Here is a 14,383-nt window from a genome sequence, read left to right as displayed (position 1 = left end):
GAGAACATTATTTTAGTAATATTTTATATATATGTGACGGTGTATTTTTTGGTGTCTATGACAATATCAGAAGTTCGAGATATTATGTTTTATAAACACAATAACTGGAACTTTGAGCTTGATAGTCACCCGAAATGGAAGTCGTACGAAGGGGATTCTGATAAGCAGATTTCAAACAGATCAAGAGTAATATTTTGCATGCCAGCTGGGATTATATTGTTGTCTTTGCAGATGTTCATAATCGTTTATACATATATAATAAACTATATTTGAAGAATGTTTTATTGTAAATGGCTGAATAATAATTTAAAATTTTTTTTCTTATAGTGTAGGTTCGCGATTTTACTTGGAATCATCGTTTTGATGACGTGATATATGACCTTTGAGGGGACGACGCGGCAGATCGCAGCGTTGGACTATTTGAAGTGTAATATCTGTGAAAATCTCGCTTCGATGGCCATCCGATGTCGTTCGGGTTGTGGATGGCGCAACGCTTCCAATGAAAGGGCGTTACCAAAAAAGAATAGTACACAATTTAGCTTGACTACGATTAAATTGCACGTAATAGTTGATGCAGTCGTAACATAGGGGAAGTGTTATGAGTCGCAAACTTCTTTCGGAGTTTCTGGGAACCTTTTGGCTCGTGTTCGGAGGATGCGGCAGCGCGGTTTTTGCCGCCGGCTTTCCCGAACTCGGCATCGGCTTCCTTGGTGTCGCTTTTGCTTTTGGTCTGACGGTTCTGACCATGGCCTACGCGGTTGGCGGCATTTCGGGCGGTCACTTCAATCCGGCCGTTTCGGTGGGCCTCACGGTTGCGGGTAAGTTCCCGGCGGCAAACCTCGTGCCTTATATCGTGGCTCAGGTTCTGGGGGCGATCGTCGCGGCCGCGGCGCTTTATGTCATCCTCACCGGCAAGGCCGGAGCTGACATTGGCGGTTTTGCCGCCAATGGTTACGGCGAACATTCGCCCGGTGGATATTCTCTCGTATCGGCGCTGCTGATCGAAGTCATCCTGACCGCATTTTTCCTGATCGTCATTCTGGGGTCGACGCATGGCAGGGTTCCGGCCGGCTTCGCGCCGATCGCCATCGGTCTTGCCCTTACCCTTATTCATCTGATTTCCATTCCGGTCACCAACACATCCGTCAATCCGGCCCGCTCGACGGGACAGGCGTTGTTCGTCGGCGGATGGGCGCTGCAGCAGCTCTGGCTGTTCTGGCTTGCTCCGATCCTTGGTGGCGCCATCGGGGCCGTGATCTGGAAAATTTTCGGCGAGGAAGAGAAGGCCGGCCATGCCGGTTCGGTTCAGCCTGCGCAGACGTGAATAAGAGGCTTTGTTTCCCCGAATGGTCGGGGAAACGACTGAGGAGGATGACATGGATATTGCTTCGATATTGGCCCAAATCGTTGGCGGTGCGGTAGGCGGCACGGCCGGTGGAAAGATAGTGAAGGACTCCGATCTTGGTTCGCTCGGCAACCTGATTGCCGGCGCCATTGGCGGCCTCGGCGGCGGAACCGTGCTCGGATCGCTGCTCGGCGCGGCGGGCGGTGCGGCAGCCGGCGGCGTGGATATCGGCGCTCTTGCCGGTCAGCTCGTTGGCGGCGGCGTCGGTGGTCTGATCGTGCAGATCATCGTCGGCCTGATCAAGAACAAGCTCGTTGCCAAGTAGAGCGGTTCGGTCGATTTCAGGATGAAATGACGGACCTTGCCGAAGGAGGAGCTTCGTTCGGCAAGGCATTGGCTTCTATTATTGATGACAGCGGTATTGCAAAGCCTGAAGCGGCTTTGCGGATAACGTTATGTCGCTGAAACCATGAAGCGTCGCCGCGGTTGGCCTAAAGAAGCACCAAAACTATTTTGACTGTTTTCGAAAATGCCGGGTCAGCCGGTTTTTTTGACGACCGGCGCGTGTGGTGTCTTGTTCCATGCGAAGGGTTTGGTTTTGAGCTCCACCACGGCTCGCCAGGCCGCGACTGATAACATCAGCCAATATGCGGGCATCGCCAGCCATCGCCTTCCGACATGTCTTCTTTCATAGGCGATCATTCTGCTTCGGCCCATCAGTACGAAGATCGTGTAGCTTCCGACGATATTGAGCGCATCGATAAAAAACAGCAGACCCTGCCAGGTGAGTAGCAGATCGATGCCTTTTTCCCGGATGGCGATAATCATGAATGTCAGGGAAACGAAGAGCAGGGGATGGGCAAGCGACGACAGAAGCATGCCGCCGATCAGCAGCTGAAAAACCATATAGGCAAACCATCCCATGTCGCGGGCGGTCGCAAAAGGCGCACGGGTCATCACCAGCCAGCTTTGCAGCCACCCCTTGTACCATCGTGTTCGCTGGTTCAGCCACACGGGCAGCGAGGTCGGCGCGTCCTCCAGCGTCTGTCGTCGGATGACGCCGCAACGATAACCGAGCCGATGCAGCCTGAGTCCGAGGTCGGCGTCCTCGGTTACATTGTAGGGATCCCAGGCGCCGGCCCGCCGCAGCACGGCTGTCCGGAAGTGATTGGAGGTGCCGCCAAGCGGCAGCGGCAAGCCGTGTGCGGATAGCACAGGTAACATGCAGCGGAAGAGACCGGAATATTCCAAGGCGAAACAGGCGCTGAGCCAGGAGGAAGAGGCATTGCTGATGATAAGCGGCGCCTGCAGGCAGGCCACCTCGTCAGGCTCGCTGCGAAAGGCGGTATAGGCTTCGCGCAATTGCTGCGGATGGGGCCGGTCCTCGGCATCATAGACCACAATGAATGCGCCGCGAGCGCCGGAAAGCGCATAGGTGAGGGCTTTGGGTTTGGTGCGCGGCAGGGAGGGGGGCACCCTGACGACCTCTATATGCGGGCCGGGGTTTATCCGACGGATCGCCTCGATCGTTGCGTCGTCGTCCGCCTCGCAGACAAGCTTGATGTCCAGCCGGGATCTGGGCCAGTCCAGACGCTCCAATGCGCCGATGAGCTGCCCGATGACGGCCTCTTCCCGGTAAAGCGCCACCAGAACGGTATAGACAGGCAATTCGTTTTCCTGCCGAAGAGGCAAGGTGGCGTCCTTTTCCATGGGTAGATGAACGAGCGCGAACAGCCTGAAAAGCAGGGTCAAAAGGTAAAGCATCGTCAGGGTGACATGGAGATACGTAAATGCCGCTTCCGTGTAAAACAGCAGCGACAGAATGAGCAGCGTAAGGAGAACGCCGCTGCAAAAGCCCTGCTGGCCATGCAGCGTGATCCTGGCGGAATGGTGCGGCGCCGTGTTGAAAAGCCGCTGCTGGGTTTCTGCCGAGCGGCGGGCCTCGCCCGCTTTCCAGATTGCGTTGCGCATGGCCTGCGGGGTTGTGACGGCAAAGTCGTTGAGAAGACGCGGACGCTGATCCAGCATGTTTTTCAGCGACGCCATCCGCGCCAGTTCCGGCACGATCAGCAGCGTTGGCGTGCCGTTCAGCGGTGTCAGCCGCAGGAACCTTGGTTCGAAGAGCTGAGTGTCCAGCTTATTCAAGTCCGTCACACGATCCGGATCGATTTTCGGGAGAAACGGCAACCGCAGGAACCTGGCGAAAGCGCCGAAATAGGCATCCGTCGTGACGAGACCGCTTGCCAGCAATTCGTCCTCCAAAGTCGAGCTATTTTCCAGAGCCTGCTGTTCGAATGCCTCGATATAGGGCCTGCCAAATCCCAGCGAAGAGAGAAAGCGGGCTTGGTCCTGTTCGGAAGCGGTTGAGAGTGGATTTTCATTGAGATGGGAAAATGCAATTTTTCGTGTCGCCGGCGTCGTGCGAAACGAATCTCGTGTATATTGCCTAGAATAATCCATGCATTGCCGCCGCCGTCATGGTAACGCCCACTTTCTGTCACGGATAGTATAGATGAGAATGACGAATGTAACGCGGAATATAAGTCTCGGATTTACTTTAGCTTTCGCTTTACAATTTACTGGTTTTTTTAGCGATGTACGTGCGGAGGGCCTGTCGGACGGGAACCGGATGCCGGTGTTGTTCGATGCGCAGGAGCGATTTCCGGGCGGCGACCTTTCTTCCGTTCCCCGCATCAGATTTCTGATGTCGGTCGATTTTCCGCCGTTCAATTTTACCGACCAGGAAGGCCGGCTTGCGGGTTTCCATGTCGATCTGGTGCGTGAAATCTGCGCCCAGTTGAAGGTGGAAAGCAAATGCCAGGTGCAGGCGCTGCCGTTTGACGAGCTGGAGGCGGCGCTCGAAATGGGTGAGGGCGAAGCGGTCATTTCCGGCCTCGCCACCACTGCCGATCTGCGCAAGAGTTTCACCTTCTCGCGGCCCTATCTCTTAATGCCTGCCCGTCTTGCGGTGAACAAGGCGGCGAAATTCACCGGCTCCGGCGCTGATGCGCTTTCGGGAAAGAAGGTGGGTGTGGTTGCCGCTTCGCGGCACGAACAGATGCTGAAAGCATTTTTTCCAAAGGCCACGGCCGAGGGTTTCGATGGTTACGAACCCATGTATGACGCATTGAAGAAAGGTAAGGTGGACGCCATCTTCGCCGATGGTCTGCGCCTGCCTTTCTGGATTTCAGGAACCGCGTCCGAAGGCTGTTGCGCCCTCTTCGGTGGTCCCTATATGTCCGACAGGTTTCTCGGCGAGGGCCTGTCCATCATGACCGTCGATCCCGACAACGTGCTTGTTCCGGCTTTCGATCAGGCGCTGGCGGCCCTTTCCCGCAATGGAAGGCTGGAAGAAATCTACCGGCGTTATTTCCCTTACGGGCTCTATTAGAGAGAGCCGGCCGCCAGCTCTTATTTGGCCGGCGCAAAAACCTCTTCGTTTCGGCGCAGGCGCAGCAGCGCGATCCACACGGCGGCGGCGATCGCGGTTTCCACCATGAAATAGCTGCCGATCGTTCCCGAAATGCTGAAGGACCAGGTGAAAAAGGCCACGACCACGGAGCCGATGAGATTACCGCTGTTCCAGATCTTCGCGCGAATATCCTGCCGTCCGGATGCGCCGAGCGCCTCGAGCGCGGTGGCGGCAACGGCCATCGGCAGAACCGCCCAGCAAAGCACGCGGGTGATGATAGGCAGCGAAACATATTCATCGCCAAACAAAAGCGGCAGGAAGGGTGCGATGATGAAAATGACGAGCGCACTGCCGGTCGCGATGAAAAGTGCAGCCTTCAGCACGTTATAGGCGCGCTCTATGGTCTTGCTGATGCCCTGCAGGGCGGCGGAGGCCGAACCCGGATAGATCAGCCGGTTGAGGGCTTCGACGGAGAGATAGGAACTGTCGAGAATGCGCCGGGCGATGGAATAGCTGCCGAGCACCTCGGCGCTGGCAATGGCGCCGAGAACGAGAATATCGGCATTGCCGCGCACGGCCTTGAACAGGAACTGGGTGGAAAACAGGACGCCGATGCGGATTTCCTCACGCACGATGCGGAACACCGGGCGGCCTAGTCTCGCGATCGCCTTCACCGAAATCATGGCCGCAATGGTGTGGGCGGCGAGGTTCCACAGCGCCCAGGCCTCCACGGTTTCCACCTTGAAGATGAGGCAGGCGACCACCGCGGCAATGGTGCGGGCGACGGCAAACATCACTTCCAGCTTGTTGGCGGAGGCAAAGTCGGAATGCGCGATGAAGCTCTGCGTGGAAAGCGAGATGACTTTCAGGAGGACGAGGTTCGTGAACAGGATCAGGAAGGTGGTGATTAGCGTGTGCAGCAGGGTTTCCGAGGTCGGGAAAAATACCGGGATCGTCACCATGCCGATGATTGTCAGCACCACGCCGGTCGCGGCGCTCAGGAGATAGCTGTGGCCGAGCATGACGGGAAACATGCTGCGATCCTGCGCCACACGGCGGATCAGCGATTCCTGCGAACCGATACCGCATATCTGGACGCCGAGATTGGTGACGGCCGTGATGGAGGCGTAAAGCGCGAATTGTTCGACACCGAGATGGCGGGCAAGCAACGCGAAGGTCAAAAGCTGGGCGGCGCTGGACATGAGGAGCGCTCCGCCTGACGCCATGTAGGTCAATCCCAGTCTGACTAGATGGCCGAGCCGCGGCGTATTGAACGACACCTCATTCTCCATGTTTTCCGGCATTGCCGGGGGAATTCAAAAATGACTGCGTTGTTTTTAAGATCTGGCGAACTGAAAAAGCCGCAACCGGCCAATAATGTGAAGGTCCGCGACCCGAATGAATGGCAGTTTATCCTGTCTTATCCCTCTTGAGGTAAGAGAGGGTTAAAGCAATTGCATAATAATGATGATAATGACTGTTTATGGTTATTTGGACATGGCCCTGTTTCAGAAGGGTTTCGTTGTTCGTCACAAGGCAGGCCAATGATCCGATCATCCATATCAGGTGCAGGCGACCATGCCGCGTTTGGCTGACACGCAGCCCCTCTCTGCGCAGGGCAGTGCGATATCCCTTGCCGGCGGCCGGCGCGACGCGATTTTTTTCGTCGCCACCATGCTCTATATCTGGATTTCCGTCGCACCTTTCGAAAATCTCGCAGCGCCACCTGTACCGCACGCCGCCGCAAACCAGCTGACCGGCCTCGTGATCGCGTTGATCCTCGGCGTTTTTGCACTGCGCCACCGGCTGACGGGTCTACTGCTGCGGCCGCGACTGCCCATTCTGCTGCTGTTCTTCTGGCTGGCGATATGCTCCGTGGTTGGAACCCAGCCCGGCACGTCGCTGCAACGTCTGGTCTTCACGGCGCTCCTGTGCTTCATCACCAGCGTTCTCGTCGTCATGCCGCGGGACCGGCGGCAGTTCGACCGGATGATGGCTATCTTCGCCATCATTCTCCTGGCGTTGTGTTATCTGGGGGTGATCTTCCTCAGTTCGCGCTCGATCCATCAGCCCTATGATCTCGATGAGAAAGCGCTCGCGGGAGACTGGCGCGGCATTTTCAACCACAAGAACGCCGCCGCTCCGGCCATGATTATTCTTTTCATGATCGGGCTTTACCTGCGCAACGCCTGGTCGACGCTGGGCGGCATCGCCATCACGCTGCTGGCCGGTTTTTTCCTCTGGAAGACCAATGGAAAAACCGCGGCCATGCTTTTGCCCGTCACCGTCGCGCTGATCTGGATCATGGAAAGGCATGCCCACCGCACGCTGCTGATGATCGGCGGTCTTCTGGCCTTCATCAACATATCCGCGGTCGGCTCCACTTATTTCCCAAGCATACAGAATTTTGTCGAAAGCCTGGGCATCGATTCCACCTTCACTGGCCGCACGGACATATGGCGGCTGTCCTTCGACACTTTTGCGCAATCGCCGATCTTCGGGCAAGGGTTCCAGGCATTCTGGGCGAGCGACCGGCTCCTGTCGCAAGCCGATATAGCCGGCACCTGGGCCGTCACAGCCTTTCATGCCCATAATGGCTATATTGAAAGCCTGCTGAATGGCGGCTTGCCGGCCTTCATTCTCACCGTCATCTGGCTGGTCATCATTCCCGCGAACGATTTCCGCACGGCGGTGGACAAGGGCACCGATCCGGGCCTGACCCGACTTTTTGCACGAATTTGGGTGTATGCGCTGCTTTCTTCGTGTCTTGAGAGTAATTTCTTTACCGGAACCGGGCCTATCTGGTCTTCTCTGCTGATCGCAATCTATTGTTTGAGGCATCAGGCTTACGACATACTTGAACAGGGGCAGTAATTTGCAGACAGGCCGGGGGGCTTTGTATGACGCAAAAAATCGGGACTTTTGCAGACCGGATCAATAACCGGCTGGTGCGCTATTTTCCGGGACCTGCGGCACGGATCGAAACATCCGAACCGATCGTGTCCTTCACATTCGATGATGTGCCGGCAAGTGCCTGGACGGCGGGTGCGCGCATTCTGGAAAACGAGGGCGTCTGCGGGACGTTTTATATCGCCGGCGTGTTCATCGACAAATACGATGAACAACAGCAGATGATTTCCACAAAAGGCTGTTCGGAACTGGCCGCGGCCGGCCATGAACTTGCCTGCCACACCTTTTCCCATCGCAAACTTTCGAGCTTTTCACGACGGGGGCTCGAGGCGGATCTCGATCGCAATGACACTGTGCTCGGATCATTCGATGGAAGCCGCCACGGTCGCAATTTCTCCGTTCCCTTCGGCATGGCCTCACCGGTCATGCAGTCGCTGCTGCGGCGCCGGTTCAGGACTGCACGCGGCATCATGCCTGGCATCAACCGGGGCAGCATCGACCCGTATAATCTTGCCGCAGTCGAGTTGCGTGCGGATCAGAACTACCTCAACGCCGCCGACCAGTGGCTGGAAGATGTTCTGCAGAAAGGCGGCTGGCTCATCATCTTCACCCATGATGTTTCGCGCACACCAAGCTTTTACGGTTGCCCTGAAGACAGATTTCAGGGCCTCGTCCGCAGGGCGGTGTCCGGTGGTGCGAAGATCATGACGGTCGATGCCGCGGCAACGGCGCTCGGCCTGTAGAGGAAATTCTCTGCGCGTTTCCCGGGCCGCAACGGCTGAAACGGGAAGCCAGTGTCCGCAATTGCGAGCTACTGGCTGGCCCAGATGATGCGGGCAATCCACTCCACATCGGCCATGTCGAAGCTGCGATTGGGATGTTCCGGGTTGAGCGAAAGAAGCTCGATGTTTTTGGGGCTTTGCCGTGCCAGCACCTTCGCCATCACTTCGCCGTCGCGGCTTTTCAGCACCACGCGGTCACCGCGCCGCACCTGTGCGCCCGGCTCCACGATGAGGATGTCGCCGTCACGGTAAAGCGGCATCATGCTCTCACCCTGCACTTCCAGCGCATAGACGCCCTGTTTGCGCTCGGGAGAGGAAGGGAATTCCACCACATCCCAGCCCTGACCGGCCGGAAAACCGCCATCATCGAAAAAACCGCCGGAACCGGCCTGCGCGAAACCGAGCAGGGGAATAGCGTTGTCGGCACCTGAAGGCTGCATCGTCTGCGCCCTGCCAAAAGCATAACCGAAAAACTGGTCGACGCTTGCCCCCGTCGCCTCCAGTACCTTGGAGACGGATTCCGTCGAAGGCCAGCGTTTGCGGCCATCCGGCCCGAAACGTTTCGATTTGTTGAACGAGGTGGGATCGAGGCCGGCGCGCTTCGCCAATGCCGAAGGCGTCAGCTGATGGCGTTCGGCAAGCGTATCGATGGCGCTCCAGATCGTCTCGTGTGAAAGCATGATAGAAAGCCCGCAAGTGGAGCCGATAGCGGAAAGCTCCTGTCGTATATTGACCGGAATCTAGACCATATCCGGTCAGGAGTAAAGCAAGTAAAGGAATAAAATCCTTTCCCTACGCCACCATGGCCGAGGTATTTATCTTGGCGAGCTGGATTACCGCCTGCGTGCGGCTGTCGACCTTGAGCTTCAGCAGGATCGCGGAGACATGCGCCTTGATGGTGGCTTCGGAAACATGGAGCTCATAGGCGATCTGCTTGTTCAGCAGCCCTTCGGCCAGCATGCCCAGAACCCGGCTCTGCTGCGGTGTCAGTGTTCTCAGCCGACCGATGAGATCGGCCACGTCAGGATCCTGTTCCTTGTCGCCCTGATGACCTGCCGGTATCCAGACATCGCCTTCCAGAACCGCACGGATGCCGTCTCTGATATCATCGATACCGGAGGACTTGGAAATGAAACCGGAAGCGCCGAGTTCGATTGACCGGCGAACCGTGGTCGCATCGTCCGTTGCCGAAACGATGACGATCGGCAGGCTGGAAAACTCCGCCCTCAGCGCCATCAGGCCTGAAAATCCGCTCACCCCAGGCATGGCGAGGTCGAGCAGCATGAGATCGGCGTCGTGGCGCGCGGCGGCCGCACTTCGGGCAGCCTCGAAATCTCCGGCTTCAACAATGGTCTGCTGCCCGTCGAGGCCGGATACGGCCTGTTTCAGGGCGCCGCGAAAAAGCGGGTGGTCATCTGCTATGATAATGACAAGTTCCGACATTCTGGCCCCCTCCCAAGGGCGTTATGCGGTTCTTTATTTGGGTACTGGCGCACTCCCATTTGCCGGCGGTCGAACGCTTCCGGCTCCTCCGCCAAAGGTTGCGCCAATCGCTCCCGCATTACAAGGAAAAGCTTGTGGACAGGCGGTCTTTCAGGGCTTCCGCAATAAAAATGCCGTGGAAACTGTGGACAATTGCCATGCTTTACGGCAAACCGCCCGGACAGGAAAGCGCTGGAAAGCCTTGGAGAGCCCCATGCAGGAAACGCCCGCGATCATCTATAAAATCGTGCCGGAGACGTTGTGGAATGCGGCCAGGGCGAAGGGCGTCTTCGAAGGCGCGGCCATAGATCTGACCGATGGCTTCATTCATTTTTCAACGGCAAAACAGGTGGCCGAGACCGCTGCACGGCATTTTTCCGGCCAGGTCGATCTGCTTCTCATTGCAGTCGACGGCGCGGCGCTTGGCGACAGGCTGGTCTATGAACCGTCCAGAGGCGGCGATCTTTTCCCGCATCTCTACGCGTCTCTTCCCTTGACCGCCGTGCTTTGGGAAACGCCGCTTTCACTCGGCCACGACGGCCAGCACCAGTTTCCGGAGATTTTGTGATGAGCGGATTATTTTCCTCTGTCGGCCGCAAGGGCCTGTTTCTCGTCGATCCGGAAAAAGCGCATGGCCTGTCCATCGCGGCGCTGAAAAGCGGCTTTCTGCCCACCTGCATGGTGCCGCACGATCCGCGTCTGCAGCAGACCGTGGCGGGTCTCGTGTTCCCCAATCCGCTCGGCATGGCGGCCGGTTACGACAAGAATGCGGAAGTGCCGGGGCCGCTTCTGAGGCTCGGTTTCGGCTTCACCGAAATCGGCACCGTCACGCCGAAGGCGCAATCCGGCAATCCCAAGCCGCGCATCTTCCGCCTGGTCGAAGATGAAGGTGTCATCAACCGCCTCGGCTTCAACAATGAAGGTCATGCCGCTGCACTGGAGCGCCTGAAGCAGGCGCGTCTGCGCGGTATTGTCGGCGTCAATATCGGCGCCAACAAGGATAGCGAAGACCGCATCGCCGATTATGTGCAGGGCATCGAGGCGTTTTATTCGGTTGCGTCCTATTTCACCGTCAATATTTCCTCGCCCAATACGCCCGGTCTGCGTGACCTGCAGGCGCGCGAAAGCCTTGCCGCCCTTCTCACGGCGGTGCTGGAGCGCCGCAAGGCGGAAGCCGAACGTTTCAGCAAACGCATCCCGGTCTTCCTCAAGATCGCGCCCGATCTGACCGAAGAGGGGCTGGATGATGTTGCCGAAGAGGCGCTCGCCCATGATCTCGATGGCCTGATCGTCTCGAACACCACGCTCTCCCGCGAAGGTCTGCGCCCCGGTCCGCATAAGGGCGAGGCCGGCGGCCTGTCCGGCAAGCCGCTGTTCGAGCTTTCCACCATCGTTCTCGCCAAGATGCGCCGTCGTGTCGGCGGCAGCCTGCCGATTATCGGCGTTGGCGGTATTTCATCCGCGGAAACGGCGCTGGAAAAGGTGAGGGCGGGGGCCGATCTCGTGCAGCTTTATTCCTGCATGGTCTATGAAGGTCCCGGCCTGCCATCGGCCATCGTCAAGGGACTGTCGAAGCTGGTCGCCCGCGAGGGCGTGGAGTCGATCCGTGAACTGCGCGACAGCGCGGTGGACCGCTGGGCCGACCGCAAGCTTGGCTGAGCGTTGGCAGGCTGCTTGAAAAAAGAGTGCGCCAATCCTCGGGTCGAGCTCGAGGAGGACGCTTTTTCAGCATCGCTGGCGGAGTGGCGAAATCTATCAGCGTTTTTCGCCCGCCGCCCGGGCCTAATATCTCAGGCGCAGAGCACCATCGCCCAATAGGGCCGGTTGCGGCTGGCGGCGTCATAGGCAACCGCGACGCCGAGACCATTATAGGGACCCAGCATATTTTCGAGATGGTGTTTGGAGCCGATCCAGGCCTTGACGACCCGCTCAACGCTGTCCTGACCTGCGGCCACGTTTTCCGCCGCGGGTAGCGGTACGCTGCCGTCCTTCATGCGGATGAGGAAACTGTCGGTCAGGCCGATCAGATGCGCCATCTTCTGCGCCTTGACCATACGGCCGGCCTGATAGGCGGCGGCGCTGCTAGCCGCGCCATTGATGGCGAGCGGCGAAAGCCCTTTCGAGCGGCGCAACTCGTTGACCATCGGAAGCGCTGCCGCGGTCTCATCGCGGGTGCCCGATGGCATGCCCTTATTGGTGGGCATGGAAACGCAGGCGGAAAGAACGGAACCGGCGGAAAGCAGCACGAAGCCGCGCCGTGAAAGCGTTTGAAGCGTGGAATCTGTCATGTCAGCGGCGATAGCTCAGGAGGCGCAGGATGATGAAAACGGGAATGACGATCGTTGCGCCAAGGATCAGATAGTCGCCGATTGCGCCGAGCGCATGGAAACCGCTGCGCCACAGATCGACCACGAAATCACGCGCGCCGTAGATGATGTTCCACGGCGTCAATCCGAAGATCGCCATCAGAAAGCCGACGAGCAATGAAACGACGAGCAGTTTCACCACGGTGCGGGCCACCGTATCACCCAGCATTTTGTTGACCTCACCGGCCATCAGCAAGTCTCCTGTTTTATCCTGACATATGGGGCGCACCGCTTCGATGCAAGTTTTCGCGCACTATATCGCGCCATATCCGTCAATTCCACGCAGGGGCCATGAAATAGGACTTGAGTTTTTTTATGGCTTGATAAATGACAGCCGGCATCTTCTCAGGAAATAATTGATGGCCCCAAACCAGTTTTCTTCCGGTGACGTCATTGCCGACCGCCGGGCGGACTATGCCCGCATGTTGGCGGAGGGCGGTGACTATCCCGCGGCCGCCGAACTCATGGAACAGGCGCTTGAACTTGCGCCACGGTGGACGGCGGGCTGGTTTCGTTTCGGGGAATATCATGAAAAGGCGGGGGAGACCGCAAAAGCCGTGGCGGCTTACGAGAAAGTCGCCGAACTGGATACGGAAGGGCTGTTTGCAGCCGAACTGAAGCTCGCGGTTCTCGGCGCCGCGGAAACACCCGAGCAGCCGCCGAGCCGTTATGTGGAAGGGCTGTTCGACGATTATGCCGACCGTTTCGAAACCTCGCTTGTGGAGAAGCTTGACTACAGCGTGCCGCAAAAGCTGGCGGAACTGATCGGCAAAGCGGCGGGTGGCGGCGTCTTCGACACCATTGTCGATATCGGCTGCGGCACGGGTCTCCTCGGTGTCGAAATCCGCGCCCTTGCAAAACGGCTTGAGGGTTTCGATATTTCCCAGAACATGCTGGCCAAGGCGGAGGAAAAGGGGCTTTACGATTATCTGGGTCAGGCCGATCTTTCGCTGGAAGCAGAGGCCTCCGGCCTGTTCACAACGACGCTGGCGGAGCACCGCGCCGGTCTCGTCGCCGCCGCCGATGTGATGATGTATCTCGGCAGCCTCGAAGCCGTCATGCCGCTCGTTTCTACTCTGCTCAGGCCTTCAGGCTTTTTTGCCTTCTCGGTGGAGGATGCGGGGGATGAGGACGGTTTTATCCTGCGGGAATCCCTTCGTTACGCCCATTCCAAAAGCTATGTGACCGACCTTCTTGAGCGGACTGGCTTTTCCCTCCTCGAAATACGCAAAACCACCATTCGCAAGGATGCCGGAAAACCCCTTTCCGGCATTCTTTTTCTTGCCCGCGCTAAAGCCTGAACATTCCGTTTCTTGCCTTTTTCACGATAGGTCAGTCTTGCTTACTTATCCATCTTGATCAGCTGTTTTTTGCAGTGCAAAATATGTCTGAACCAGAGGAAAAAAGCGTGAGCATAACGAGAAGCGTTTACGGCATGTGGAGTTCCGATCCGGCCAGACATGCGCCGGTGGAAGACGTGCAGGGCATCGTCACCGGCGCCATCGTCTCGGCGCTCGGCTTTTATCTCCTGAACAAGGTCGGCCTTCTGACCGGCGGCACCGCCGGCGTCGCCTTCCTCCTTCATTATGCCTTCGGCATCAGCTTCGGCCTTCTGTTCTTCCTCGTCAATCTGCCGTTTTATTACCTGTCCTTCCGCCGCCTTGGTCTCGCTTTCTCTTTCAAGACCTTCATCGCCATCGGCCTCGTTTCAGTGCTGACAGAGGTGGAAGCGCGCTGGATGGTGATTGACAGCATCAATCCGCTCTGGGCCGCGCTGCTCGGCGGACTGCTTCTGGGGTACGGATTGCTGGCGCTTTATCGTCACCGCGCCAGCCTCGGCGGTATCGGCATTCTCGCCATCTATATTCAGGACCGTTTCGGCATCCGCGCCGGTCTGATCCAGCTGGCCTTCGACGCCTTCGTCATGCTCTGCGCCTTCCTCGTCATCGATCCTGCGACGGTTGTCTATTCGATTGTCGGCGCTTTTGTCCTCAACATGTTTCTGGCCATCAATCACCGCTCTGACAGATATATCGTCGTGCGCTGAATGAAGCATGCTTGAAATCCGTCCTGCTTGGGTGCAATA

General features: G+C 57.6%; 15 protein-coding genes. 9 read left to right on the top strand and 6 right to left on the bottom strand.

Translation table 11 applies throughout. The features are described from left to right. Window positions 1–598: 598 nt before the first annotated feature. Together aqpZ and WDZ78_RS22575 are read left to right on the top strand one after the other, a co-directional pair. A complete protein-coding gene (gene aqpZ / locus WDZ78_RS22580; RefSeq protein ID WP_080817969.1) occupies window positions 599–1,324 on the top strand; it encodes an aquaporin Z in 726 nt (241 codons plus the stop codon). A gap of 52 nt (window positions 1,325–1,376) precedes the next feature. After that, window positions 1,377–1,670, top strand: coding sequence for a hypothetical protein (locus WDZ78_RS22575; RefSeq protein ID WP_425674298.1), 294 nt, complete (start codon window positions 1,377–1,379; stop codon window positions 1,668–1,670). 212 nt (window positions 1,671–1,882) lie between these two features. Here the strand turns inward: WDZ78_RS22575 and WDZ78_RS22570 are convergent, their stop codons facing one another. Then, window positions 1,883–3,805: a glycosyltransferase family 2 protein gene (locus WDZ78_RS22570; RefSeq protein WP_425674297.1), complete on the bottom strand. Its 1,923-nt coding sequence runs from the start codon at window positions 3,803–3,805 to the stop codon at window positions 1,883–1,885. Between the two features lie 169 nt (window positions 3,806–3,974). Here WDZ78_RS22570 and WDZ78_RS22565 point away from each other — a divergent pair, with 169 nt between their 5' ends. After that, window positions 3,975–4,736, top strand: a complete 762-nt coding sequence (locus WDZ78_RS22565) for a transporter substrate-binding domain-containing protein (protein ID WP_020010984.1) — start codon at window positions 3,975–3,977, stop codon at window positions 4,734–4,736. 20 nt (window positions 4,737–4,756) lie between these two features. Here WDZ78_RS22565 and uppX read toward each other — a convergent pair whose 3' ends face one another. Then, window positions 4,757–6,049, bottom strand: a complete 1,293-nt coding sequence (uppX, locus tag WDZ78_RS22560; RefSeq protein WP_026363784.1) for a Wzx-type polysaccharide biosynthesis protein UppX — start codon at window positions 6,047–6,049, stop codon at window positions 4,757–4,759. Window positions 6,050–6,335: 286 nt separating this feature from the next. Between uppX and uppY the strand changes: the two genes are divergently transcribed. Together uppY and WDZ78_RS22550 are read left to right on the top strand one after the other, a co-directional pair. Then, the gene (gene uppY / locus WDZ78_RS22555) at window positions 6,336–7,631 is read left to right on the top strand and encodes a Wzy-type polysaccharide biosynthesis protein UppY (protein ID WP_020010982.1); all 1,296 of its coding nucleotides are present in this window, start codon (window positions 6,336–6,338) and stop codon (window positions 7,629–7,631) included. Between the two features lie 26 nt (window positions 7,632–7,657). Then, window positions 7,658–8,410 (top strand): polysaccharide deacetylase family protein, encoded by a 753-nt coding sequence (locus WDZ78_RS22550; protein ID WP_020010981.1) that lies wholly within the window; start codon window positions 7,658–7,660, stop codon window positions 8,408–8,410. A gap of 68 nt (window positions 8,411–8,478) precedes the next feature. Here WDZ78_RS22550 and WDZ78_RS22545 read toward each other — a convergent pair whose 3' ends face one another. Beyond that, entirely contained in the window at window positions 8,479–9,129 is a 651-nt protein-coding gene (locus WDZ78_RS22545) for a S24 family peptidase (protein ID WP_006313323.1), read from the bottom strand. A gap of 112 nt (window positions 9,130–9,241) precedes the next feature. Further along, a complete protein-coding gene (locus WDZ78_RS22540) occupies window positions 9,242–9,892 on the bottom strand; it encodes a response regulator (RefSeq protein WP_020010980.1) in 651 nt (216 codons plus the stop codon). Between the two features lie 253 nt (window positions 9,893–10,145). Between WDZ78_RS22540 and WDZ78_RS22535 the strand changes: the two genes are divergently transcribed. Together WDZ78_RS22535 and WDZ78_RS22530 are read left to right on the top strand one after the other, a co-directional pair. After that, window positions 10,146–10,499, top strand: coding sequence for a DUF952 domain-containing protein (locus WDZ78_RS22535; RefSeq protein ID WP_020010979.1), 354 nt, complete (start codon window positions 10,146–10,148; stop codon window positions 10,497–10,499). Next, the gene (locus tag WDZ78_RS22530) at window positions 10,499–11,590 is read left to right on the top strand and encodes a quinone-dependent dihydroorotate dehydrogenase (protein WP_425674296.1); all 1,092 of its coding nucleotides are present in this window, start codon (window positions 10,499–10,501) and stop codon (window positions 11,588–11,590) included. The genes WDZ78_RS22535 and WDZ78_RS22530 overlap by 1 nt, the downstream gene beginning before the upstream one ends. Window positions 11,591–11,721: 131 nt before the next feature. On the opposite strand, the gene WDZ78_RS22525 is transcribed toward WDZ78_RS22530, so the two are convergent. Together WDZ78_RS22525 and WDZ78_RS22520 are read right to left on the bottom strand one after the other, a co-directional pair. Next, window positions 11,722–12,219, bottom strand: a complete 498-nt coding sequence (locus tag WDZ78_RS22525) for a CAP domain-containing protein (protein ID WP_020010977.1) — start codon at window positions 12,217–12,219, stop codon at window positions 11,722–11,724. 1 nt (window position 12,220) lies between these two features. Next, complete coding sequence (locus WDZ78_RS22520; RefSeq protein ID WP_003493739.1) at window positions 12,221–12,487, bottom strand: DUF6460 domain-containing protein; 267 nt, start codon at window positions 12,485–12,487, stop codon at window positions 12,221–12,223. Window positions 12,488–12,656: 169 nt separating this feature from the next. Here WDZ78_RS22520 and WDZ78_RS22515 point away from each other — a divergent pair, with 169 nt between their 5' ends. After that, a complete protein-coding gene (locus tag WDZ78_RS22515) occupies window positions 12,657–13,598 on the top strand; it encodes a methyltransferase domain-containing protein (RefSeq protein WP_425674295.1) in 942 nt (313 codons plus the stop codon). Window positions 13,599–13,732: 134 nt separating this feature from the next. After that, window positions 13,733–14,344 (top strand): YitT family protein, encoded by a 612-nt coding sequence (locus tag WDZ78_RS22510; RefSeq protein WP_026363783.1) that lies wholly within the window; start codon window positions 13,733–13,735, stop codon window positions 14,342–14,344. Window positions 14,345–14,383: the final 39 nt, after the last annotated feature.

Origin of the sequence: Agrobacterium sp. M50-1 (genome assembly GCF_049843495.1) — a bacterium.
Lineage (GTDB): Bacteria > Pseudomonadota > Alphaproteobacteria > Rhizobiales > Rhizobiaceae > Agrobacterium > Agrobacterium radiobacter.
The sequence above is the reverse complement of the archived record's forward strand: the minus strand, read 5'-3'. Positions and strand labels throughout refer to the sequence as shown.

What these genes read in the sequence shown, in the direction of transcription:
- WDZ78_RS22510 (WP_026363783.1), top strand. Translation starts at nt 13,733, where the DNA reads ATGTGGAGTTCCGATCCGGCCAGACATGCGCCGGTGGAAGACGTGCAG.
- WDZ78_RS22575 (WP_425674298.1), top strand. Translation starts at nt 1,377, where the DNA reads ATGGATATTGCTTCGATATTGGCCCAAATCGTTGGCGGTGCGGTAGGC.
- WDZ78_RS22515 (WP_425674295.1), top strand. Translation starts at nt 12,657, where the DNA reads ATGGCCCCAAACCAGTTTTCTTCCGGTGACGTCATTGCCGACCGCCGG.
- WDZ78_RS22540 (WP_020010980.1), bottom strand. Translation starts at nt 9,892, where the DNA reads ATGTCGGAACTTGTCATTATCATAGCAGATGACCACCCGCTTTTTCGC.
- uppY (WP_020010982.1), top strand. Translation starts at nt 6,336, where the DNA reads ATGCCGCGTTTGGCTGACACGCAGCCCCTCTCTGCGCAGGGCAGTGCG.
- WDZ78_RS22565 (WP_020010984.1), top strand. Translation starts at nt 3,975, where the DNA reads ATGCCGGTGTTGTTCGATGCGCAGGAGCGATTTCCGGGCGGCGACCTT.
- WDZ78_RS22535 (WP_020010979.1), top strand. Translation starts at nt 10,146, where the DNA reads ATGCAGGAAACGCCCGCGATCATCTATAAAATCGTGCCGGAGACGTTG.
- uppX (WP_026363784.1), bottom strand. Translation starts at nt 6,049, where the DNA reads ATGGAGAATGAGGTGTCGTTCAATACGCCGCGGCTCGGCCATCTAGTC.
- WDZ78_RS22530 (WP_425674296.1), top strand. Translation starts at nt 10,499, where the DNA reads ATGAGCGGATTATTTTCCTCTGTCGGCCGCAAGGGCCTGTTTCTCGTC.
- aqpZ (WP_080817969.1), top strand. Translation starts at nt 599, where the DNA reads ATGAGTCGCAAACTTCTTTCGGAGTTTCTGGGAACCTTTTGGCTCGTG.
- WDZ78_RS22520 (WP_003493739.1), bottom strand. Translation starts at nt 12,487, where the DNA reads ATGGCCGGTGAGGTCAACAAAATGCTGGGTGATACGGTGGCCCGCACC.
- WDZ78_RS22545 (WP_006313323.1), bottom strand. Translation starts at nt 9,129, where the DNA reads ATGCTTTCACACGAGACGATCTGGAGCGCCATCGATACGCTTGCCGAA.
- WDZ78_RS22550 (WP_020010981.1), top strand. Translation starts at nt 7,658, where the DNA reads ATGACGCAAAAAATCGGGACTTTTGCAGACCGGATCAATAACCGGCTG.
- WDZ78_RS22525 (WP_020010977.1), bottom strand. Translation starts at nt 12,219, where the DNA reads ATGACAGATTCCACGCTTCAAACGCTTTCACGGCGCGGCTTCGTGCTG.
- WDZ78_RS22570 (WP_425674297.1), bottom strand. Translation starts at nt 3,805, where the DNA reads ATGGATTATTCTAGGCAATATACACGAGATTCGTTTCGCACGACGCCG.